Source organism: Allorhizobium undicola ORS 992 = ATCC 700741, assembly GCF_000621665.1.
Taxonomy (GTDB): Bacteria; Pseudomonadota; Alphaproteobacteria; order Rhizobiales; family Rhizobiaceae; genus Allorhizobium; species Allorhizobium undicola.
Genome location: NZ_KK211328.1, coordinates 45,757 through 64,415, shown reverse-complemented (window position 1 = coordinate 64,415; position 18,659 = coordinate 45,757). Strand labels below are relative to the sequence as shown.

Annotated in this window: 25 protein-coding genes and 2 tRNA genes; 17 read left to right on the top strand and 10 right to left on the bottom strand. The window is 55.5% G+C overall.

Annotated features, from left to right (window positions below):
- The first annotated feature begins 55 nt into the window (after positions 1-55).
- The 13 genes from T424_RS0119710 to lysC all read left to right on the top strand — a co-directional run bounded on the left by T424_RS0119710 (position 56) and on the right by lysC (position 10,168).
- On the top strand, positions 56-694 hold the full coding sequence (locus T424_RS0119710; RefSeq protein WP_027489229.1) for a hypothetical protein: 639 nt from the start codon (positions 56-58) through the stop codon (positions 692-694).
- Positions 695-711: 17 nt separating this feature from the next.
- Positions 712-912: a hypothetical protein gene (locus T424_RS0119705; RefSeq protein ID WP_027489228.1), complete on the top strand. Its 201-nt coding sequence runs from the start codon at positions 712-714 to the stop codon at positions 910-912.
- A 39-nt stretch (positions 913-951) separates the two neighbouring features.
- Positions 952-3,318, top strand: a complete 2,367-nt coding sequence (locus T424_RS0119700; protein WP_161712632.1) for a hypothetical protein — start codon at positions 952-954, stop codon at positions 3,316-3,318.
- A gap of 3 nt (positions 3,319-3,321) precedes the next feature.
- Complete coding sequence (locus tag T424_RS0119695) at positions 3,322-3,855, top strand: hypothetical protein (RefSeq protein ID WP_027489226.1); 534 nt, start codon at positions 3,322-3,324, stop codon at positions 3,853-3,855.
- A complete protein-coding gene (locus T424_RS0119690) occupies positions 3,852-5,735 on the top strand; it encodes a hypothetical protein (RefSeq protein ID WP_027489225.1) in 1,884 nt (627 codons plus the stop codon). The genes T424_RS0119695 and T424_RS0119690 overlap by 4 nt, the downstream gene beginning before the upstream one ends.
- On the top strand, positions 5,732-5,953 hold the full coding sequence (locus T424_RS0119685; RefSeq protein ID WP_027489224.1) for a hypothetical protein: 222 nt from the start codon (positions 5,732-5,734) through the stop codon (positions 5,951-5,953). The genes T424_RS0119690 and T424_RS0119685 overlap by 4 nt, the downstream gene beginning before the upstream one ends.
- 77 nt (positions 5,954-6,030) lie before the next feature.
- The gene (locus tag T424_RS0119680; RefSeq protein WP_027489223.1) at positions 6,031-6,321 is read left to right on the top strand and encodes a PspA/IM30 family protein; all 291 of its coding nucleotides are present in this window, start codon (positions 6,031-6,033) and stop codon (positions 6,319-6,321) included.
- A gap of 132 nt (positions 6,322-6,453) precedes the next feature.
- Positions 6,454-8,118: a hypothetical protein gene (locus tag T424_RS0119675; protein WP_027489222.1), complete on the top strand. Its 1,665-nt coding sequence runs from the start codon at positions 6,454-6,456 to the stop codon at positions 8,116-8,118.
- A gap of 407 nt (positions 8,119-8,525) precedes the next feature.
- Complete coding sequence (locus tag T424_RS0119665) at positions 8,526-8,996, top strand: N-acetylmuramoyl-L-alanine amidase (protein WP_027489220.1); 471 nt, start codon at positions 8,526-8,528, stop codon at positions 8,994-8,996.
- Positions 8,996-9,301: a hypothetical protein gene (locus T424_RS0119660; protein WP_154665006.1), complete on the top strand. Its 306-nt coding sequence runs from the start codon at positions 8,996-8,998 to the stop codon at positions 9,299-9,301. Before T424_RS0119665 ends, T424_RS0119660 begins: the two co-directional genes overlap by 1 nt.
- The gene (locus T424_RS0119655; protein WP_027489218.1) at positions 9,298-9,528 is read left to right on the top strand and encodes a hypothetical protein; all 231 of its coding nucleotides are present in this window, start codon (positions 9,298-9,300) and stop codon (positions 9,526-9,528) included. Before T424_RS0119660 ends, T424_RS0119655 begins: the two co-directional genes overlap by 4 nt.
- Entirely contained in the window at positions 9,525-9,890 is a 366-nt protein-coding gene (locus T424_RS0119650; RefSeq protein WP_027489217.1) for a hypothetical protein, read from the top strand. The genes T424_RS0119655 and T424_RS0119650 overlap by 4 nt, the downstream gene beginning before the upstream one ends.
- A complete protein-coding gene (lysC, locus tag T424_RS21640) occupies positions 9,887-10,168 on the top strand; it encodes an Rz1-like lysis system protein LysC (protein ID WP_037068508.1) in 282 nt (93 codons plus the stop codon). Before T424_RS0119650 ends, lysC begins: the two co-directional genes overlap by 4 nt.
- Before the next feature lie 24 nt (positions 10,169-10,192).
- Here lysC and T424_RS0119640 read toward each other — a convergent pair whose 3' ends face one another.
- The 3 genes from T424_RS0119640 to T424_RS0119625 all read right to left on the bottom strand — a co-directional run bounded on the left by T424_RS0119640 (position 10,193) and on the right by T424_RS0119625 (position 12,059).
- On the bottom strand, positions 10,193-10,531 hold the full coding sequence (locus tag T424_RS0119640; RefSeq protein WP_027489216.1) for a hypothetical protein: 339 nt from the start codon (positions 10,529-10,531) through the stop codon (positions 10,193-10,195).
- Positions 10,532-10,920: 389 nt separating this feature from the next.
- Positions 10,921-11,439 (bottom strand): hypothetical protein, encoded by a 519-nt coding sequence (locus tag T424_RS21635; RefSeq protein ID WP_154665005.1) that lies wholly within the window; start codon positions 11,437-11,439, stop codon positions 10,921-10,923.
- Entirely contained in the window at positions 11,436-12,059 is a 624-nt protein-coding gene (locus T424_RS0119625) for a hypothetical protein (RefSeq protein WP_154665004.1), read from the bottom strand. The genes T424_RS21635 and T424_RS0119625 overlap by 4 nt, the downstream gene beginning before the upstream one ends.
- 238 nt (positions 12,060-12,297) lie before the next feature.
- Here T424_RS0119625 and T424_RS0119620 point away from each other — a divergent pair, with 238 nt between their 5' ends.
- Positions 12,298-12,825, top strand: a complete 528-nt coding sequence (locus T424_RS0119620; RefSeq protein WP_027489213.1) for a hypothetical protein — start codon at positions 12,298-12,300, stop codon at positions 12,823-12,825.
- Here the strand turns inward: T424_RS0119620 and T424_RS0119615 are convergent.
- The 4 genes from T424_RS0119615 to T424_RS22755 all read right to left on the bottom strand — a co-directional run bounded on the left by T424_RS0119615 (position 12,790) and on the right by T424_RS22755 (position 14,425).
- Entirely contained in the window at positions 12,790-13,170 is a 381-nt protein-coding gene (locus T424_RS0119615; protein ID WP_027489212.1) for a hypothetical protein, read from the bottom strand. The two genes, T424_RS0119620 and T424_RS0119615, sit on opposite strands and share 36 nt — an antisense overlap.
- A complete protein-coding gene (locus T424_RS22760; RefSeq protein ID WP_154665003.1) occupies positions 13,170-13,493 on the bottom strand; it encodes a hypothetical protein in 324 nt (107 codons plus the stop codon). Before T424_RS22760 ends, T424_RS0119615 begins: the two co-directional genes overlap by 1 nt.
- Positions 13,494-13,993: 500 nt before the next feature.
- Complete coding sequence (locus T424_RS0119595) at positions 13,994-14,230, bottom strand: hypothetical protein (protein ID WP_027489210.1); 237 nt, start codon at positions 14,228-14,230, stop codon at positions 13,994-13,996.
- 33 nt (positions 14,231-14,263) lie between these two features.
- On the bottom strand, positions 14,264-14,425 hold the full coding sequence (locus T424_RS22755; RefSeq protein WP_154665002.1) for a hypothetical protein: 162 nt from the start codon (positions 14,423-14,425) through the stop codon (positions 14,264-14,266).
- Between the two features lie 391 nt (positions 14,426-14,816).
- Between T424_RS22755 and T424_RS0119585 the strand changes: the two genes are divergently transcribed.
- Positions 14,817-15,176 (top strand): hypothetical protein, encoded by a 360-nt coding sequence (locus T424_RS0119585; RefSeq protein WP_027489209.1) that lies wholly within the window; start codon positions 14,817-14,819, stop codon positions 15,174-15,176.
- 162 nt (positions 15,177-15,338) lie between these two features.
- Here T424_RS0119585 and T424_RS0119580 read toward each other — a convergent pair.
- Positions 15,339-15,415, bottom strand: a tRNA-Pro gene (locus T424_RS0119580).
- A 387-nt stretch (positions 15,416-15,802) separates the two neighbouring features.
- Between T424_RS0119580 and T424_RS0119575 the strand changes: the two genes are divergently transcribed.
- Positions 15,803-16,228 (top strand): hypothetical protein, encoded by a 426-nt coding sequence (locus tag T424_RS0119575; RefSeq protein ID WP_027489208.1) that lies wholly within the window; start codon positions 15,803-15,805, stop codon positions 16,226-16,228.
- A gap of 71 nt (positions 16,229-16,299) precedes the next feature.
- Here T424_RS0119575 and T424_RS0119570 read toward each other — a convergent pair whose 3' ends face one another.
- Positions 16,300-17,265 carry a flagellin N-terminal helical domain-containing protein gene (locus T424_RS0119570; RefSeq protein WP_027489207.1) on the bottom strand — a complete coding sequence of 322 codons (966 nt, stop codon included), beginning with the start codon at positions 17,263-17,265 and terminating at the stop codon, positions 16,300-16,302.
- A gap of 546 nt (positions 17,266-17,811) precedes the next feature.
- Positions 17,812-17,886, bottom strand: a tRNA-Gln gene (locus T424_RS0119560).
- Positions 17,887-18,060: 174 nt separating this feature from the next.
- On the opposite strand from T424_RS0119560, the gene T424_RS0119555 reads away from it, so the two are divergent.
- Positions 18,061-18,621, top strand: coding sequence for a type 1 glutamine amidotransferase domain-containing protein (locus tag T424_RS0119555; RefSeq protein ID WP_027489206.1), 561 nt, complete (start codon positions 18,061-18,063; stop codon positions 18,619-18,621).
- Positions 18,622-18,659: the final 38 nt, after the last annotated feature.

Genomic DNA, 18,659 nt, shown 5'->3' with positions numbered 1-18,659 from the left:
AGGTGGCTCCGATCTAGGGGTCGCCTCCATTTCCATGACATCAAGGGAGAACGCCATGTCAGAATCCGCAACACCCATTTTCGACGAGATCGACAACCTCACGTTCTATGAACCTGAGGACCTGATCGCGGCCATGAGGCCGAAGGTCTCTGTGATTCAGTACGAGGGCAAGGCCTACAAGTTGCAAGCCCCGAACGGGTTTCAGTATTTCAACCTCGTCAACCGCTTCCCGACGCTCCAGGCTCTGGTTGCGAATTTTATCGACCGTAGCGTGAAAGCTATCTTCGCTCTGAAGAAAGAACCAACGGACGCTGAACTGCAAGACCTGCTTACGGACATCGCCGCCGAATACAAGGTAGAGACCCTCTTCGACGTGTTTCTAAAAGTCGGCGAAGACGCTGCCGCTGCGTTTGTTGCGATTTGTCTCGGAAGGCAAGGCGATAGGACTTTTGAGAAGGCAATTCAGGGCGCGGACAACGGTGGTTTGATCACCCTCTTTAAGGCCTGCGGTGCATTGGCCTTCGGAGGTCGCGACCCGGCTGATTTTTTTACCGAACGTCTTTCCGACTTCGTCCAGATGGGCGGCATTCAGAAGGCGGCGCGAGCGGCCCAGAAACGAAAGCAGCGCGTCGCATCTACGAGAAAGCCAAATCGTATCGCGAAGCCGGTTTCGAAAACCTCGACGGCGTCCTGATCAACGGAGGCGGTCACATGGTCCTGATGGGGCAATACCTGAGACATCGAGCAATCACCGGCCAAGTGTCGTTCGATCTTACCCCTCAGGAGCTTTGGATCAGACTGGCAGCCTTGGAAGAGGTCCGTCGCGATTTCAAGCAGGACACCTACAGCGCGAACGCTTCTGCGATCAACGAAGCAGAGGGCAACGACAGCTTTAAGAAGCTACTTATGTGAGAGTGAACGGAATTGGCAGCAGGAACTATCACACACCAGGTGGGGACACAGTTCACGGTATCGGGCATCGCCTCTGCCGTGCAGTCTTTCCGTCGTGTTGCCAACGGTTTTCGCGCAGCCGTCGTGACCATGGCATCGAACGCCCGTCGGTACTTTGCGCCTATCCTCCGTGGTCTCCAGCAGATCGCCAGATTCTCATGGGCCGGTTTCGCCCGTGCAGCTAACCTCGCATTTAAGGGATTGGCCGGATACGCTGTCCTCGCCACCCTTAAAATTAAGGGGCTGACGACAGCCGCGATTGCCAGCTCGAAAGCCATTGCAGAACTCATGAATCGGGTTGGCAAGGACAGTCGACGGCTGGGCTTGTCAGCTGAGGAAACCTCAACCCTTCGTTTTGCATTCGAACGCGAGGGCATCGAAGCCGATGAAGTGTTGCCGACCATCTCCGAAATTACCCGAGAATTCGGTCTGGTGCAGGCGGAGATCAACAAACAATCTAGAGACCTGTCTAAAAAGCAGGCGTCCACCATCCTCGATATTTACAGGCTCAATGCCAAAGGTGACTGGACCGGAATGATGGAGCTTGCCTCCAGCTTCCAAGAACAAAAGCTGGAATCCTTTGACTGGATCAACTCCGCAATCTCAGAGCTTGAAGCGTCCGCTTCTGGCCAAAATGACCGGTATGATTCGTCTGGCGGCATCTACACGCCTGGAGGCCGCATTAATGCACTCCAGCAACTGGAGGAACTGCGTCGCAAGCGTGACGAGATGGTCAAAGGTTTTGGCCCTCACGGCGAAGCTATGTTCACCCTTCAGCGTTTCGGACTGGATATTTCCAAAGCGATGAAACCAGGGATCGAGAGCTTCTATGCCGTCTCTGACGCTTTTCAGCAGATGACCGATCCGGCCCAAAAACTCGACGTTGCCATGAAGCTATTCGGAGAGGATGCGGGCGCGAAGATGGTGACAATCCTTGAGAAAGGTCGTCAGGGCATTGAAGATTACCGCAAGGAGATGGAGCGCCTCGGCGGCACGGTCACGACGACCGACACGAAGCTGGGTGCTGACTACTCCGATTCCTGGCAGCGTATGATGATGGCCATCCAGGGTGTCCGCCTTGAACTGGCTCGCCAGATTCTGCCGTTGCTGATTGAGAGCCAAGGCCAGCTTACCGAGTGGATCGTCGCGAACCGCAAATGGATCGCCGAGACAATGAAAACTGCCTTCATCCAAGTGCGCGCATTCATATACGACATCATCGATATGTGGCATGGTAAGCGCGAAGGGTTCCGCGTTGGGTGGCTCGACAACGTTGTTACTGCCTTCCACTGGGTGCGCAGTCTTGCCCTCAATACCTGGAAACAGATTAATCATGTCTGGAATGGCGAGAAGACCGATTGGCCTTGGCTGAACACGCTCGTTGCCGGTTTCAAGGAACTGATGAACCTGGGCCGTGAGGCTTGGAACGTGATGACCGGCGGCGTCTCGAAAGACTATGCCTGGATGAACCAGCTGCGTCAGAAGATCGTCGAGATCATCGAAGCTGCAAAAGATTTGGCGGTCCGGTTTAAAGACGCATGGGACATGGTCGTTGCCGTTGGTAAGCCCGTCCATGATTTTCTGGCCAAGGCAATTGACCTGATGACGGGCTTGGACGGTGAAACCGTTCTGCTTGCCGGTGTGATCCTATCACTAACGTCCGCACTTACTGGACTCGGGACAGTGTTAGGCGTCTTGGGCACTGGTATCGCGTTTATTGTTCGTCAGTTTATCGCGTGGCGCGCAGCTGCTGTTGCCGCTGGGGCCGCGACTACGGCAGCAGCTGGTGCAGCTGGCGCAGCCGGAGCTGCGGGCACCACGGCTGCAGCTGCAACAGGTGGCTTAATGGCTCGCTCCGCACCAATGCTAATGCGCGCGGGTCCCTACGCGGCAATGGCGATTGGCGCGTATGCACTCGGTAGATATGGCGCAGATACGATCAATGATCAACGCGACAAGATCACTGATCTCGTCGGGCAACGTGTCAAGATCGAAAGCGACATCTCTTGGAATAAGCGACACAACGCTTTGATGGAGGATCAGTCCCAGGAAGGTACTGACTACCGGATCATGCATAAGCGCATGTTCGGGATCAATGATCCCAACGAGCTGACATCACGCGAGACAGCCGAGATGACTGGAGAGCGCTATGCGCAAATGTTCGGATCAATGGCTCCGAACCCGTACGCGATCAGAGAAGCCCGTGAGGCTGCCCGTGTTGATGCCGAGAATGCTGCAATTCGCGCTCAGTCTCCGAAGGAAACCGTGCGCGTCGAACTCGTTGGGCCGAATGGCCAGAGCGCTCAGGCCGTCGTCGACAAGGCATTCAGCGATTTGCTCCGCGAAAACGGCAGCGCGAAGAGGTAACCCATGTACGATCACACACCATCAAAAATCCGCGCTCCTGCTCTTGGCCTCGGCTGGCTGAGCGGCATGGACCTGACTGCCGAGCTGTCACCCGCTGATGGTGCCATCGACATGCGCCAGGACGTCAACGGCTACTGGGATAACTGGGCTTACGAAGAATTTGAGCGATACAATGTCTCTCTAAGTTCGGGAGAAGGTGAATACCGGTTCCCTGCACTTTGCAAAATGTGGGGTCGCACAGACGTTGAGATTGATCTCTTCTTCAAGTTTACGAACGGAATCCTTCCGGGCCAGACTGTGATCACTTTGAACAGACCTCCAGTCCCGGGGTCTGTCGAGGTTAAAGGCACCGGCTGGGACGATCTAGATTTCACCGTCGATGGACGGACGTTGACCTTGTCAGCGCCGCCACCTGATTACGGCCGGGCATTTTTTTACCCTCGTCTGAAGCTCCGCAATGCTACCTGGAGAATGAGGGGCGGTGAACAATCCGGCCGCGCTGACTGGTCTGTTACTTTCATGGAGCAGCCATCATGATCAGACGCGGAGTCGTACCACTTGCCTGGGATGCGCCGTTCGTCGCCGCCGATCACGCAGTCAACGGCCCCTTCCAGCTGCTCAGGATTAACCGAAAAGAAGTCCGCAAAGGCGACGTCTACGTCACTGTGTTCGATATCACGATCCGCAACCCCGGCATTACCTGGCTGGCCGGGCTCGATAATCCTTACTTTGTCGTTTGGGAGCAGCTGCCATCTGACCCGGCTCCCGTCATCCTGGGCCGTGGTCGCATAGAGGCGATGCCGACATCCCTGGCAAAGATCGAGGTCTCTTGTGAAATCGTATGTGTCCCTCCGGACGAGGACGATGTACTCGAAGCCGACGCTGCCACTCACAGGACCGGTGAGGTCGACTACGATCCGGATGCGCCCGCAGCCGACCGCGAGGCAGCTGAGGTCTATGACCCTGTTTTCTTCAACCCTGAGAGCGACGACCCTTCGGACGTCCTGAAGGGTACTCTGCAGTATTTTCGCTGGGACCCTGTCACCCTGGCGCTGACCCGTGTTGGTATGATCGAAAACCCGACTAGTCATGTCGTCGAGGACGCCGAGCTGGGCAGCGAGGACCTGCATTTCGACAGCCCACCGCGAAAGAACAGCCGTCTTCGCTTGCAAGCATCGTGGACCCAGAGCGCGAGTGGCGACTGCTCAGGTGAATTCCTGGCATCCCGAGATATCGCGACCTATCATTGGAAAGAAATTTCCGACGGCATGCCTAAGGCCGGTGATGCTATCGGGACATCCGACGGCTGGACCATCGCTAAGGCTGAGGTCAACAGCATCACTCCAATGTTAGAGCATGATTTCGGCCGCCTGACGCCAAATCCGTTCGGAGCCACTGGTCAGAAGGTGACGATGCAGCCGATGATCGTCAACGTGTCGGCCCGCGCTCATTACGAGTACAGCCAGGAGCGTGAAGAAATCATGGACCTTTACCTGTCGTCGGGAATCCAGACGATCATGCAGCCGGACCGCACCGAGCATATCGACACCATATCGCTGTCGGCATTGACCATCGACAACACTACCAAGGAATGGCTCTACGAAGACCCGGATACCCTGGAGCCCATCGATTACGTAGTCGGTGATCGTCGGCAGGCCAATGGTAAATGCTACGTCTGTCTTGTCGCGCACACGGCGACGCCGACTTTTCGGCGTTATCTGACCGATCCGGAGACCGATGAACAGGTCGAGGTTTGGGATTTGGTGCCGAAGAAGGCCGCCATCCCGGAAATTTCCGCAAAATTCTTCGACACGCCGCGTGGCACCCGTGCTGTTCGGCACGGCCTGCGCCAGCTCCTCCGCATTTACATGGAACGGGCAATGTGCGGCAGCCTCCGCGTTACGGTGAAGGCCTGGATCGGCCGTGGCATCTCCTGCGGTGACGGGATTACCGTCATTTCGCCGCGCCTGCCCGGCGGTCAAGTGATTGGCATCGTGACCGGAGTGGAATGGGACATGACTGCTGCCAAACAGGAAGCGTCCGTCGACGTCGCTTTCGCGCCTGGTGCCGGTGAACATCCATCAGGCACCACCGGAAAACAGGCAACGGCTGGCATCTACTACGACCTGTCAGCAGGCGGGCTCAACGAGCCGGTTAAGGCGTGGGCTTTGGCCGGTGCCACCCCTCGTTTCGTCGTCGTTGAAAATGAGGAGCCGCAGCAGCAGTTTGCCGGTTTCGCGGCTGCAGCTGCCGGTGATGATCCGGTTGCCGCGATCAGCGCAATGCCGACCGCCATCCGCGTCTATTTCGATCCACTGCGCCAGGAAGACCTGATTTCCCGGCGTCTGTCAGTCCACACGCTGCCGATTTTTGTGCCGAAAGGCGTTGATTTACAGCCGGAGATACCAGGACCATGACCAATAAATTACTCCTGAACAAGCTTTTGAAAGGGATCGCGGGCGAAGGCCGTGATCGGGCCAAGCGTGACCTGATCACTCGCCCTCGGTTGCGGACATCTACAATCCGGATCGCTACGCACGACCGGGAGCAGGAGCTTGTGATCGGTGGGAAAGCTGCGGATGTCAGCTACACGATCATCAAGACAACGCTCGATTACGAGCCGCCTGCCGAATGATGATCTCGCGCCCTGGAATCTTGCACAGGAATGGATTCTGCTGGGTCTAAGACCTTATTCCGTCAAGAGATTTTGCCGTGGCCGACATCGATGATCGTATTCTTCAATCCATCCTAACCCTGACAGGCGACGTCAGCGCCATGCGTGCGGACCTGACCACCTTTTTAAGAGATCAGAATACGATGAAAGGTGACATCACGGCGGTCAGGTCAGATATCAGCGAACTGAAGCGAGAAGTTCATCAGATCAAGGCCACAGATGCACGTAGAAAGAGTTTTATCGGCGGAATTGTTGCGGCTTGGTCAGCAGTTTGGACCGGAGTCATGGTTTTTATTTGGCCATACATAAAAGAAAAAATCGGCTTATGAACTGTAAGTGTCAACGCATTTGGCTTTTATACGTTGACTTCATCAATATTTCTGTTTGCGGCCGACAGAAAATTACACAACGATTTCCTTCTAAGTGCCGAGTAGAGCACATGTTTTTGAAGGAAGTGTCCCATGCCAAAATTACCTAAGCCGGAAGAGCTATCACGCCAACTACGGTACGATGTCGCCAATCTGACCCAGTCATTTGAAGAAGGACTAAGCGTACATGAAATCCTTTCCCAACGTCCAGGCTGGGGGATAGCCAGGGTCAAGAGAGCCCGCAAACAGTTCCTGGCGAACAAGGTCCTTAAAGAGCTGGGAATGTCCCAGGGAATTCCACATCTGATCGCTTCCGAACCGAAAACGCCGCCCGCCATCGAGCACACCGCAAAGTCGGCCAATCAAGAAATCTTCCTTCGCATCAACCCCGGTCAGGCCAATGGCGTTGTTGCGTTTCACATCTCGCCGTCTGGATTTGACGAAGAGTTCGTCTCTAACCTCTGGGCGTTCTGCAGTACCTACTGCTTGCTATTTCTACCAATCGGTCGGCCTGTTGATCGGGACCGGTTCGATAAGTTCCCAAAGTTCATCAAAGACCACATTGTCTTCGACAACATCCGCTTCGGCGACGACATCCTTATCATCTCGGAGTCTGGCAAGTCGCTTTTCGTCGATGATCCGATCACTCACTTGATGACGGCGCATGGTGGCAAGCACGTGATTGTCTCCCACCCGTCCATCGCGATGAGGTCGATTCCGCGACTAGCTTGCGACAGCGCACATTTTGCTTGGTCCACGGGAAGTGTGAGTCTCATCGATACCGACAGGGACCGGAGCCAGTGCCAGGCCCTATTCATCCAGGTCGCCCCAGATGGGGTGCCGTTTTTCCATCAGCTCAAAGCAGCGAGTGACGGGTCATTCCAGTATCAGAATTACTATGTTGCAAATGGCGGCGACACGATATGGGAAGACTGTCGTATCAAGGTCGCTCACTGGCCAGACGGGCATTTCGATGTCATGGCGGCTGGCGTCAAAGAAGGACTTTTCGGAAACGATGGTTTGCTCAACCGTCTTAAGCCCGAAATCCAGGTGTTCGAGGATATCCTCAATTTTACCGACCGCTCCAAATTCGCTCGCACGTCGACCGAGCTGACCAGGCAACATCATCTCCAGCGCGGGTCAGTGCGCAAGGAGATTGAGGCCACCGCAGCTTTCCTCAATTCCTGCTGCCGAGAGTGGACGAAAATCTTTAAGGTAGAGGACAACCATGGAGCTAGGCTCATCGAGTGGCTCGAAGGCGACCAACGCCGTGATCCACTACCTGATAACGCAAAGTTCTGGGCCGAAATGCTGGTGGCCAAGCATCTCATGCTTGAGGATGACCCTGAAGATTTTAGACTGGCATACCTAGAACACGAAGCGATGCTCAAGTGCGGTCTGTCGGCCGACGTCCGGTACATCTGGAGAGGTCAGTCTTTGAAGATTGATGGAGTGGAACACGGCGTCCACTTCCATAAGGGGCTCAACGGTAGCCAGGGAAACCCTGCACAATATCGTGCCCTCGGATATCCTATCGTCGGGGGCCACCCACATAGCCCAAGCATCATGGCAGGCGTCGTAACCGTAGGGACCGCTGGCGAGCTGAACGAAAAGTGGGACCCGGACTACACGAGCAAAGCACATGCTCTAGCCGTTCAGTACCACAATGGACACGTCGTGTTGATGACCCAGCATCCGGATGGCCGTGTCGATGCAGGGCCGCTCGTCGCGGTCGATCAAGTTTCTGAAGCAGCCTAACGCTTCTTCAAAGCGTCGTTCTGGGCCTGCAGTCCGCGCTCAGCATCAATACAATACCGCACCATCGCCAGGGCCTCGTAAGCGGGGCCTTGGGTACTGCTGCCTGGCACTGGCTTTTTCGTCGTGGTCCTCTTGTCCACAACGCGACCCCACCACCGTCTACGAGTATCCTCGACGGTGATCCGATAGCCCGCGCCATCCTTCTTGAGCGTCGCTTGATACGGAAATTTGGGATCGCGAAAGACGTGATCTTCGCCTCTTAGGACTGCTTCGTAAAGCGCCCGCTTTAGGTCTAGATCAAAATCACCGTAAAGTCTTTTCGTTTCCATGGCCTGCAAGATTTCGCTTCGTAATTTCAGCCGACCGACTCATCATCGGATGTAACGGTATTACATTCGAGGTATTCATTGCGGCCCATTGATACAATCATTCACCATTGCACCGCGACACCTGAAGGCCGCGACTATTCCGTCGATACGATTCGGGGCTGGCACAAAGCTTTAGGCTGGTCTGATATCGGATACCACTACATCATCCAGCTGGACGGCACGATCTCGACAGGCAGACCGCTCGACAAAGTCGGGTCTCATGTCGCCGGTCACAATACCGGGTCAATTGGAATCTCCTACGTCGGTGGCGTGGCCAAGGACGGAAAGACCGCCAAAGATACCCGGACCGACGCCCAGAAAAAGTCGCTCCACAAGCTGACGGCCGATCTCGTCAAACAGTTTCCGGCTATCACAAAAATTGCCGGTCACCGCGACTTCTCTCCGGATAAGGACGGAGACGGCAAGATCACCCAGCAGGAATGGCTGAAAACGTGCCCCTGCTACGACGCGATCCCTGAGTATGCCTATCTTTTTAAGAAGGGGGCGTGATGGGAAAACACATACCGGTCAGCCCTGAAACCTACCGACCACGCTCGGTGCTGCTGCTGCAGGAACAGCTAACGCAGACGATCCTCGACTATATCGACAGGACAGGTCTCACGAATCTTGAGATCAGCGTCATGATCCGTCGTAAGTATTCGACTTTCCGAGCGTGCTACCTCCGCGAAATGAGGTCAGGCACCTTGCTGGGTGTCTCTCGCCTGCTGTGCATCTGTGAGGCCTTGGGCATCTTCCCCGTCTTTCAGATTGTTCAAACCCAGCGCTTACAGATTGCAATGTCGGAGGCCGCATGACGAAGCCAGCCCTTTCTCAAAAATCCCGCTCCTATTCTAAAAAGATCGTCGCCTGGTCTCTGGCGGGCATTTACCTGCTCGCGCTGCTCGGCCGTGACGCGGAGATCATCTATGCCGTCGGTGCTGTCGCCATGGCGCACCTGGGCCTCTACATCGGCACTGGTCACCTCGATCTCCGGCAGTGGATCAAAACCGGCTTGCTCGACATTCGTAAAAAGGTGTCATGATGTTCGACATCAGTTACATCAAAATCGGTGCCGTCCTCGCGATCCTCGCCGCCGTTGGCCTCGGTTACTGGCACTACACGTCGATCCTTTCCGACCGCGAACAGTTGCGCATACAGGTATCCTCCCTGACCGATCAGCGTGACCAGGCCATCAAGACGGCCAACGACAACGCTGACGCTGCCAAGGAACTGGAAGCCACCTACAAGGTTCAGATCGCTGCTCTTGAGGTGATGGCTACGGAAACCGCTGCGGCCGAGGCCCTCTCCAGAGCATTCACCGACGACCTCGCCGGGGCCGAAGATATCGCAATTCCGGATGCGCTCGCGAAACCGTTTCTGAAGCGGTTCGGAGGCAGGCCATGAAGGATGTTTTCGGAAGGGTCGCGACCGTTGCCGCGTTCGTAATGGTCATTTCGATGCTGGCGGCATGCCAGACGACAGAACCCAAGGTGATCACTCAGGTCCAGGTCCACCGGATCGAGGTGCCGAAAAGCTTGCTCACCTGTTCGAGCGAGCCAGTGTATGGAAACGTCTCGGTGACCGTGAAAGACCTGATGAAATTCGCGGACCAGCTTGCGAAGGCCGGTGCCGATTGCCGGTCTAAGCTGGATGCGGTCAAGAGGATTGTTGAGGGTGAATAGCAAAGCCCGGGCTTTCTCGTGCCATTATTCACCTTCGTCGCCGGGAACAGCCTTATACAACGTGATAGTTTTGATCGGCTCAGGCCACTCGCTCAGCTCGGCAAAATAGGTTGCGACATCGGGTCCATATCGATAGCCTTCAGGAACCTCAAAGATTTCGATCTCGTAAGGTTCGTTGTGGTCCTTCGCCGTCTTGTCGATTGGGCCCCACCCAGAGCTACCGAGAGCGATGATGTCTTCGTCTGTCCACGGCCTCACTTGATAGTGCACCTGATGCTCTTCGCCGAGGTTACTGATGATGTGATCTTCGTCCTTGCCAACCGCTTCGACAGACTCGCCGTTAATTGGAATTGCTGCGTACATGCATTGCACCCTTTCCTGTTGTTGAGGTGCAGGCCAATTAGTGAACGGCGGAGACCATTACGAATCGGAAATTGATCTTTTTTTGCGCAAAAGGAAAAAGGCCCCATTTCCGGAGCCTCTTTTTCATTTCAGTGCTGTCGGCCTTTTGAACGCGGGCCTCGGTGGTGGCGCTCTTCTCGGTGTTGGAGCCGTGGCTACTGGCGCGGAAGCCGGAATGAATACAGGCTCCAGCTGAGGCGATGCGACGGCGCGCTCACAACGGGGCAGGATTTTGATCTTTCCCGATGCCAGGGTCTTTTGCATCGCTCGTTCCAGTGACGCCAAGAAACGCGCATGCTCAGGCGATATCCCGGTCGATTGGGTTGAAGCAGTAAGAGGGATTGGCTTTCTCATGCTGCGACTCCCAGGTCATCAACGGCGTGAAGGACTTCCGGCTGACCGAGATAGCCTCTCTGCCACCAGATGGCAGAGAGTTGAAAGCCCGATTGAGGCCACGGCTTCGGTGGGGTGGGCATATGAAGCAACCCACGGATACGAAACCGGTGCTTCTGCGCGATCTTCACCCGAGCCTTCGTATAGGCATGGTTTGTGGTGATCAGAAAGATGACATTGTTCGATATGGTCATCGCGTGGTCCATAAAATCCTTGATCTTCGACCACGGAGGATTTGTTACGATCCAATCGACAGACTCATTGAACTGGAAAAAATCGCGTCCTTCATCCAGTTCGCACCACAGTTTTTCGCAATGGTCTGGAAACAGGTCGAAGAAAGCTCCCTGTCCACGACAGGGATCGAGCACACGGCCAGAAAGCGGCAGTAGTCGGCAGATCATTGAGGACCACGCGACCGGCGTGTAAACCCGGTCGCTTTCGTCTCCTGTTGCTGAGGGAAGAGGCTGGTGTTTCATGCTGCCGCTCCTACCCATTCCCAACCCGCGTCGTATCCAGACTTTATTTCCCGGTCGATGCGGTCGATTGTGAAGTCGTAGAGCGTCTTATGCGTGCGGTTCCGCAACTCCATAATCCTGTCGACGACCGCATATTCATCACCGCCTACCCACTGCGAAATCTGTCGGAGAGTCAGGTGGCCGGATGCGATGATTTTCCGGAGCCGCGACCGTACCAGCTGATCCTCAGTCATCCGCACCGGTTTGCCGTCGCGACGAACGACGTCGTAACCGCGAAGATCGGCGACGTACGCTGCATGCCCTGCATCTCGGAGACTGGTGATGATTTCGTAGCCGTTGACGACGTCGTAAACTTGATCAGCGGCTATTATGGGCGCTTGGTTTATTGTCGCGCCAACAGCAAGCTCCATCAGTAGTTCGGCTGAGATCACACGAGGATCACTTGCAGAGCACCACGCATCAATCGTGCGAGGCGAAACCCCTAGCCAGTCAGCGGCTTCACCACGGCGCTCTGAGCGGTCGCCAAAGTTGCTGATCAGTTGGACCGTCCAGCGCTCGATGGCGCGTTTCGTGAATGATGGGCGCGGAGGCCGCACAGTAAATGATCGATATCTTCCCATAATTAATTCTCCCTGCCGGGCCATCCCGACAAAGGAATCGTGTGGTGTTATTTTTATGGGCGCAAATGGGCTGTGTAATCAGACTGTTGACTGCGTGAGTAATATCGACGCTCCGTCAACGTAATATTTTTTCTGATGTGTAATTATTGTCGGCGGCGTTTGTCGATTGCTTGGCCAGAACCAACGATTCTTTCAGTTCCTCATTAGAAAAGGGAGATGAAGGAAAATGAGATTTCTGATGGCACTTGTAATGGCTATGGCTAACCTGGCGAAGGGCGCATGGAATGCCCTTGACTGGTCGTGGAGAACGGCTTGGAGCCTACGGCCCTTCGGAGGCAGTAGTGGAAGCGCGACACCGCAACCGCTCGATCTACCGAGCAAGGATGTTGTTGAGGTAGATCGGAGCCTGGAAGAAAGTCACCAGAGATCGGCTGACATCCTCGCGAACACAAGCCAGGCGATGCAAATTAAGCTTTTCGCTAGCGCAAAGCCCGATGACCGCTTTACGATTGACCTGTCGCTCCTCGAACCAGGACAACAGGAGTGGCTTTCGGGACTCTCAACAAACGAGCGTGCTATGAGGTCATTGTCCGAAGCTCCTGACAGCAAGATCATGATGCTTCTCGGCGGCCATGATGGAGCAGTTGAAGGCCTTGATGCTCCGAAAAATGAAAAGCCCAAGGACGTGATCCCCGGGCTTGTGCTTCGGATGGACGATTTCAGGAACCGACTATCGCGGGAAAGCGATCACGTTCTCGTTGCCTGAACGACCCTTACGACGTGCATTGAAAATCGCCGCTGCCTGAGATGCCAGGCGACGGCGATTTTCTGTGATTGCCTTAACAATGTCCGGGAGGCGCTCAGGGTCCTCACGCAGGATATCACCGTAGCTATCGTAAGCCTGCGCCAGGATGTCCTCGGCTTCGCGTTCTTCAGGCGTCATACTCATATCCTCTTTAGACAGGCGATCATTTTCGATCATCTCAATGTGGGCGTCAGCAAGCTGTGCCGCCGAACGCAGACCGGTGAGTCTGTAAACGTCGATTTCGGAGAGTTCACCCCGCCGCCATTTACCGAGCGCGACGTCCACACCCATCTCACGATCAGTCATTAGGCTGCCTTCTTCGTAGAAAGGCGCTGGGCCAACTCAAAATTTTGCTTAGCGACCTTAGTGAGGCGGGCGTTTTCCGCCTTAAGCCGCTCGATCTCGATAGCCTGAGCACGAGCAAGGTCAGCCCATTCGTGGGCGGCCATCGAAGCTTCATGGACCTGATGGGCCAGGATGTTGCTATTGCGCTCTTCACGGGCTTGGCGGGCGGCCTGCATGCCAGCCATGTGTGCATTGACCGCACCGACGGCCAGACCCGCAAAGATCGCGCCAGTTTGCATCGCGACTGACGTTGCGGGGCAAGGTACGCTGCGGTGCTGGGCCATGTGTCTCTCCTGGTTAAATCTCTGCGGACAACTTCCGGTACCAGCTCCTAACGACCCGTTTCTGTCAACACTAAAACTTTAATGGACCGCGAAAAAAGTGGTACCTTTTCAACGACTTGTAACAATTCGGGGGCAATTTCCGAAATTTGCCCCCGAATTGTTACGTTTCGAATCTCAGCGATGAGGCTTGCCCAAAATCCATTTGTTACCGCCCTTGCTGCCGCACCTCCTGCACCTCAACAGCGGTGCCAGCTCACTGACAATCGCATTCGGAAACTTAGCTTCGAGCCAATCTCTATCGATCCAGCCTTCCCGTTCGCACCTGGCACACCGGCCGCCGATCAAAGCCCATCCGGATAGGTCCGAAAACTTGCCTGCGATATCGTACAGATCGCCGACTTCTTTGAGCCGCTCTACGTAGGGCGGTTCCGGTGCTCGTGTAAGATCGATGCCTTTACGGTGATACATTCGTTCATTTTTCGTTCACGTTTGGGTCAGAGTCAAGATTGCTCTCGAACGTGCATCAGCGTCAGATGATTGGCTTGCTCGACTGTCAGGACGCCCTCGCGCAAAAGGTCCGCGATCATTCGAAGGGTGTCGTCACCTTCGAAATCGCAAAGAGCGCTCAGGTGATCAGCAAGGATGTCCGCTGGATCGGTCGAGATTGCGAGGCCGCGTTTATGAGCGAGGGATGCGACGATATCTGCTGCTGTGATCCGTGTGACAGTAGCGCTCATTTAGTAACGCTCAGGATATCGAGCGACCTTAGCCTATGTGATCGAGCCGTCGCGTGTGTCGAGAGAGTCCTCATAGAGCGCGCGAGCGGTCAGGACGGATATCCAAAGCTCCGCATCCTCGCTGTAACTCGTATCAAGGACATGCTTTTGCTCGTCAATCAACGTCGTGATCATCGCGCGCTTTTTGTCCGACATGTCAACAATCACTCCGGCATCTCGGTGCCTAGTCCAGTCAACGTTCTAGTGAGTCTAGCGCAACCTAAAAAAATGTAAAACAGGTTGTAGGCAACACGAGTTGGGCTGCGTTAATTTATGTCTTAAAGCGCATATTTGTTGCGGGATATGTCTCAGGGGTCATATTTTCGTCGGCGGTTTGACACGGGCTGGCCGACGGACCAATCATAATGTCACCACGCCGGTAACCAGTCCGGCACCCGTCTGATCAAGGTCAGGCGGTCGCTTGAGAGCGAGGCGCTGGCATGGTCGCCAGCACACGACGCCCAACATGGGCATGCGGCTGCGGTCGCGGTGGAGGGCTCCGAAACCAGCGTGGAAACGGAGCCCTCATAACACCTGGGAGGGGACGATGCGCTGGTTTCCGACAATGTCCGCAACAGGCTTCGCGTCGATCATATCTGACAGCGATGACGCGTCTAGCGGCAAGTGGATCGTCCCACAGCCGGGCCCGCTATGGGAGGAGATCGAGGACGCGGCGGTTGAAGGACGGCTGCTTGCGATCAAGAAAGCTCGCGATCATTCCGTGGCGCTCGTTTACTGTCGATCATCGGATGAGGAGACTGTTGCCAAGACGCTCACAATCTTGCGTGAGATCGGCGTCGAGGGCGAGCTGCGCTATAAAAGCGACCGAGCCACCGACCAGCGGCGGGATGAGTACCTGTACGATTCGGATGACTTCGGGCAGGTTCTAACGCTGAAACCACTATAGGACTTAACCATCTGGAGGTTGTGGAGCCCCTAGTTGATGCCTAACGCGGATAAACAACAAACCGACAGCTATAAAGATAACTGTCGGTTTTTCTGTCGGGTCCGCCAATTTTAGGCCGTTTTTACGCTTCATTGAATCGGGAAAAGCGTAATGAAATCAAACTGGTCGGAGTGGAGTGATTCGAACACTCGACCCCCACGTCCCGAACGTGGTGCGCTACCAGACTGCGCTACACTCCGTGACCAGTGGCGCTTCTATAGACCAGGCTTTTCCGATTAACAAGCGGGGCTGACAAAAAACTTTCATTTTTTACGGAAGTCATTAATCTCAAAGGGTTATCGGGAAAATAGCGCGCTTTTGCCGGGCATTTCGAATGATGGGCAATTCTGTTCCGGTTTGGCGCATTTGCCTTTTCTCCAGGGTTTTGATTGTGCCGTGGGAGCGGCAAGGGAACATCTGTGCCGGGCGCCTGAGTTGGCCAGGTGAAAAAGCGTTCAAATTGCCGTTTTCGCGGCGGCTGAGGTTAAAATCGTCTTTCCCTTTTGGCGCACAGCTTTTAAAGAAAGCCGGGAATTTCAGGGCAGGGGCGCGTCTGACGCCCTGCCGTTTTGAAAAAGGGACTGATGATGACGTTTCGCTTGATGCTCGCAGCCGGACTTGCCCTGGCGCTTGCGGGTTGCTCCACGACCAATACGGGCGGTTCTTCCGCGATTTCCGCAGCGCCGAGTGCGGTGGAAACACGCTGGGTTGGCCAGTCTGCCGGGGCGTTTTTCGCCAAGTTCGGCCCTCCGGTCAATGATGAGGCAAGCGGCTCTTCCACGGTCTACACCTGGCGCGGCGGCTTCAAGAACCGTTCGGTTCCCGCCACTTACGACAAGGGTGAGGATGGCAAACGCGGCAAGCTCGTAAAGCCGGCGCGCACGGAATATCTGCGCTGCGAAGTGCGCGTGACTGTCTCGGAAGATTACACCATCCGCTCGATCAAGCCGGTTTTCGACAAGCGTCTCGACAACGGCAAGACCTGGTGTGAGGAGTTTCTTGCGGGGAACTAACAGCATTTCATTCTGGAAATGCCGCGATAGTTACAAAATGCCGATGCGAGGGATCGCATCGGCATTTTTCATTACATCAGCTGTAAAAGGGATTGTACCTGGGTATTGACGATGGAAAGTGCCGTCGTTCCCAGTTGCTGCTGCGCTTGAAGCGCGCGAAGACGGCTGGATTCCTCGTCGAGATTGGTATCGACCATGTTGCCGACGCCGGTCTTGATGGCGTTTTGCAGATCCAGCGCAAATTCATGCTGGGTTTCCACGCGGTTGGCCTTGGCGCCCAGATCGCTCGCCACCACGGTCATGCGTTCGTTCATGGCGTCCACCACCTTGATCATGTCATCCAGTTCCTGCGTGGTGGTGGTGGTGGAAAGGCTGATCTCATCATAGCCGGTGCCAGCGGCGGTGCCGTTGAACACCACCCAGTTCTTGCTGGCGCCGATGGCGGTCGCGTAGCTGTTGCTGGTCAGAATGCCGTCATCGCCATCCTTGTCGTCCACGAGATAGTTCAGCGATGTGGTGCCGCTTTGGCCGTCAATGTCGTAATCGATGGTATCGACCTGCACATAGCCGGAATTATCCCGCTGGAAGGAACTGACGAGGCTGCGCGTCCCCAGATCGTTGTTGCTGGTTTTCTGCAACCAGTTCTCGCCGGAAAAGGTGGAGCTTTCGGCAATGGAGCGCAATTGCTCCTTCATGGCGGTAAGCTCGGTGTTGATCTTGTCGCGATCCACGCCCGATTCCCGTGCCATCACCAGCCGCGCTTTCATGTTGGACATGATGTCGGTGGAGGCCGACATGCCTTGAAAGGCCGTGTCCAGCACGCCCGCCGCCATGCTCAGCGCATCTTCGACTGCCTTCAGCGACCGGTTATCGGAGCGCATCGTCGTGGCGATGGACCAGTAGGCGGCATCGTCGGCAGCGGTTGCCACCTTGTAGCCACTGCTGACCCGCGCCTCGCTTTTATAGAGGCTGGCATCCGTATCCCTTAAGGCGCCAAGTGCGACATAGGCCGACACATTGGTATTCTTGCTCACCATACGCTTGACTCACTGGTGTAAAATAAACGCAATACAAAAGGCGTGCTTCCGCCAGACAGCCGCGTCCGGACGCCCCGAATTTGAATTTCCGAAGAATAATCCTGCCAATCGTCGCAATTTCGCAGGCAGGACCAAATTCTCTCTTTGCCGGAACAAAGCTCTGTCTCCCGGCGTGGACACACTCCTTCGCTCGCCGGACGCGAAGGCGCCAGGCGTTGTTTCCATTCAGATTTTTCCTGATCCCCAGGCTGGTTATTTTATAGAGCTATTAAGGTTAAGTCCCGCCCAATGAACGTGGTGAACGGGGAATTAAGCTTGAGAAAACTGCGTTAAGACTTGGGCCACTAACATGCGTCACTTCCGCAGCGAGCAGTTTCGCCAGCTCAACGCTTTTTCTGCGCAGGCTGATTTCAACCAGCGCCAAAGCACGCAAACTTATTGCATTCGGTAAACGGCGACGTCACCAACAGATTGCGCCCGCCTGTGTTGCCCCGGCTGTGCTGGACGCCTTGAAATCCGGGGCCTTCACGAAAAAAAAGAGGAATATGGCTGGGGCGCCTGGATTCGAACCAGGGGATGGCGGTACCAAAAACCGCTGCCTTACCGCTTGGCTACGCCCCAATGAAAGAGCGAAGCATCAGCCTCGCTCGCGGTGCAGCGCTCTTAGCAAAGCATCGCGGGGGCTGCAATCACCCTTTGGCAGTTTTTTGTGAAAGGAGGGCGGAAAAAACTTCGGAACGTTGCCGGTGGCTGCGGGTTGTCCCTGCAATTCCAAGCCAACCGAAGGAGAAAGACATGACGTCCATTACATCTGCCAAAATCCTTATTCTCGCCACTGATGGCTATGAGCGCTCGGAACTGCATGTGCCGCTGGAAAAGCTGCGGGAAAAGGGCGCGGAGGTGAAGATCGCCTCGCTGAAAAAGGAGCCGATCAAGAGCTGGGACGACAAGAACTGGGGCGACACGGTGGATGTGGATCTCACGCTCGATGAGGTTTCCGCATCCGGCTTCGATGCTCTGGTCATTCCCGGCGGCCAGATCAACCCGGATATTTTGCGTGCCGATGAGAAGGCCGTGCAGGTGGTGCGCGATTTCGTGGCCTCCGGCAAGGTGGTTGCCGCTGTCTGCCACGGTCCGTGGCTGCTGGTGGAGGCCGATGCGCTGCGCGGCCGCAAGGCCACCTCTTACCAGTCCATCCGCACGGATGTGAAAAATGCAGGCGCCAAATGGGTGGATGAAACGGTGGTTGCCGATCAGGGCATCATCACCTCGCGCAATCCGGGTGATCTCGATGCCTTCGTGGCAAAGATCGTCGAGGAGGTCGAGGAAGGCCGTCACGACCGCCGCGCCGCCTGATCTTGCTTTTGCCGGAAAGCCCTCTTTCTTCGGAAAGG

What these genes read in the sequence shown, in the direction of transcription:
- T424_RS0119570 (WP_027489207.1), bottom strand. Translation starts at nt 17,265, where the DNA reads ATGGTGAGCAAGAATACCAATGTGTCGGCCTATGTCGCACTTGGCGCC.
- lysC (WP_037068508.1), top strand. Translation starts at nt 9,887, where the DNA reads ATGAAGGATGTTTTCGGAAGGGTCGCGACCGTTGCCGCGTTCGTAATG.
- T424_RS0119575 (WP_027489208.1), top strand. Translation starts at nt 15,803, where the DNA reads ATGACGTTTCGCTTGATGCTCGCAGCCGGACTTGCCCTGGCGCTTGCG.
- T424_RS0119585 (WP_027489209.1), top strand. Translation starts at nt 14,817, where the DNA reads ATGCGCTGGTTTCCGACAATGTCCGCAACAGGCTTCGCGTCGATCATA.
- T424_RS0119705 (WP_027489228.1), top strand. Translation starts at nt 712, where the DNA reads ATGGTCCTGATGGGGCAATACCTGAGACATCGAGCAATCACCGGCCAA.
- T424_RS0119650 (WP_027489217.1), top strand. Translation starts at nt 9,525, where the DNA reads ATGATGTTCGACATCAGTTACATCAAAATCGGTGCCGTCCTCGCGATC.
- T424_RS22760 (WP_154665003.1), bottom strand. Translation starts at nt 13,493, where the DNA reads ATGGCCCAGCACCGCAGCGTACCTTGCCCCGCAACGTCAGTCGCGATG.
- T424_RS0119690 (WP_027489225.1), top strand. Translation starts at nt 3,852, where the DNA reads ATGATCAGACGCGGAGTCGTACCACTTGCCTGGGATGCGCCGTTCGTC.
- T424_RS21635 (WP_154665005.1), bottom strand. Translation starts at nt 11,439, where the DNA reads ATGAAACACCAGCCTCTTCCCTCAGCAACAGGAGACGAAAGCGACCGG.
- T424_RS0119675 (WP_027489222.1), top strand. Translation starts at nt 6,454, where the DNA reads ATGCCAAAATTACCTAAGCCGGAAGAGCTATCACGCCAACTACGGTAC.
- T424_RS0119640 (WP_027489216.1), bottom strand. Translation starts at nt 10,531, where the DNA reads ATGTACGCAGCAATTCCAATTAACGGCGAGTCTGTCGAAGCGGTTGGC.
- T424_RS0119695 (WP_027489226.1), top strand. Translation starts at nt 3,322, where the DNA reads ATGTACGATCACACACCATCAAAAATCCGCGCTCCTGCTCTTGGCCTC.
- T424_RS22755 (WP_154665002.1), bottom strand. Translation starts at nt 14,425, where the DNA reads ATGTCGGACAAAAAGCGCGCGATGATCACGACGTTGATTGACGAGCAA.
- T424_RS0119620 (WP_027489213.1), top strand. Translation starts at nt 12,298, where the DNA reads ATGGCACTTGTAATGGCTATGGCTAACCTGGCGAAGGGCGCATGGAAT.
- T424_RS0119655 (WP_027489218.1), top strand. Translation starts at nt 9,298, where the DNA reads ATGACGAAGCCAGCCCTTTCTCAAAAATCCCGCTCCTATTCTAAAAAG.
- T424_RS0119615 (WP_027489212.1), bottom strand. Translation starts at nt 13,170, where the DNA reads ATGACTGATCGTGAGATGGGTGTGGACGTCGCGCTCGGTAAATGGCGG.
- T424_RS0119710 (WP_027489229.1), top strand. Translation starts at nt 56, where the DNA reads ATGTCAGAATCCGCAACACCCATTTTCGACGAGATCGACAACCTCACG.
- T424_RS0119685 (WP_027489224.1), top strand. Translation starts at nt 5,732, where the DNA reads ATGACCAATAAATTACTCCTGAACAAGCTTTTGAAAGGGATCGCGGGC.
- T424_RS0119625 (WP_154665004.1), bottom strand. Translation starts at nt 12,059, where the DNA reads ATGGGAAGATATCGATCATTTACTGTGCGGCCTCCGCGCCCATCATTC.
- T424_RS0119595 (WP_027489210.1), bottom strand. Translation starts at nt 14,230, where the DNA reads ATGAGCGCTACTGTCACACGGATCACAGCAGCAGATATCGTCGCATCC.
- T424_RS0119555 (WP_027489206.1), top strand. Translation starts at nt 18,061, where the DNA reads ATGACGTCCATTACATCTGCCAAAATCCTTATTCTCGCCACTGATGGC.
- T424_RS0119660 (WP_154665006.1), top strand. Translation starts at nt 8,996, where the DNA reads ATGGGAAAACACATACCGGTCAGCCCTGAAACCTACCGACCACGCTCG.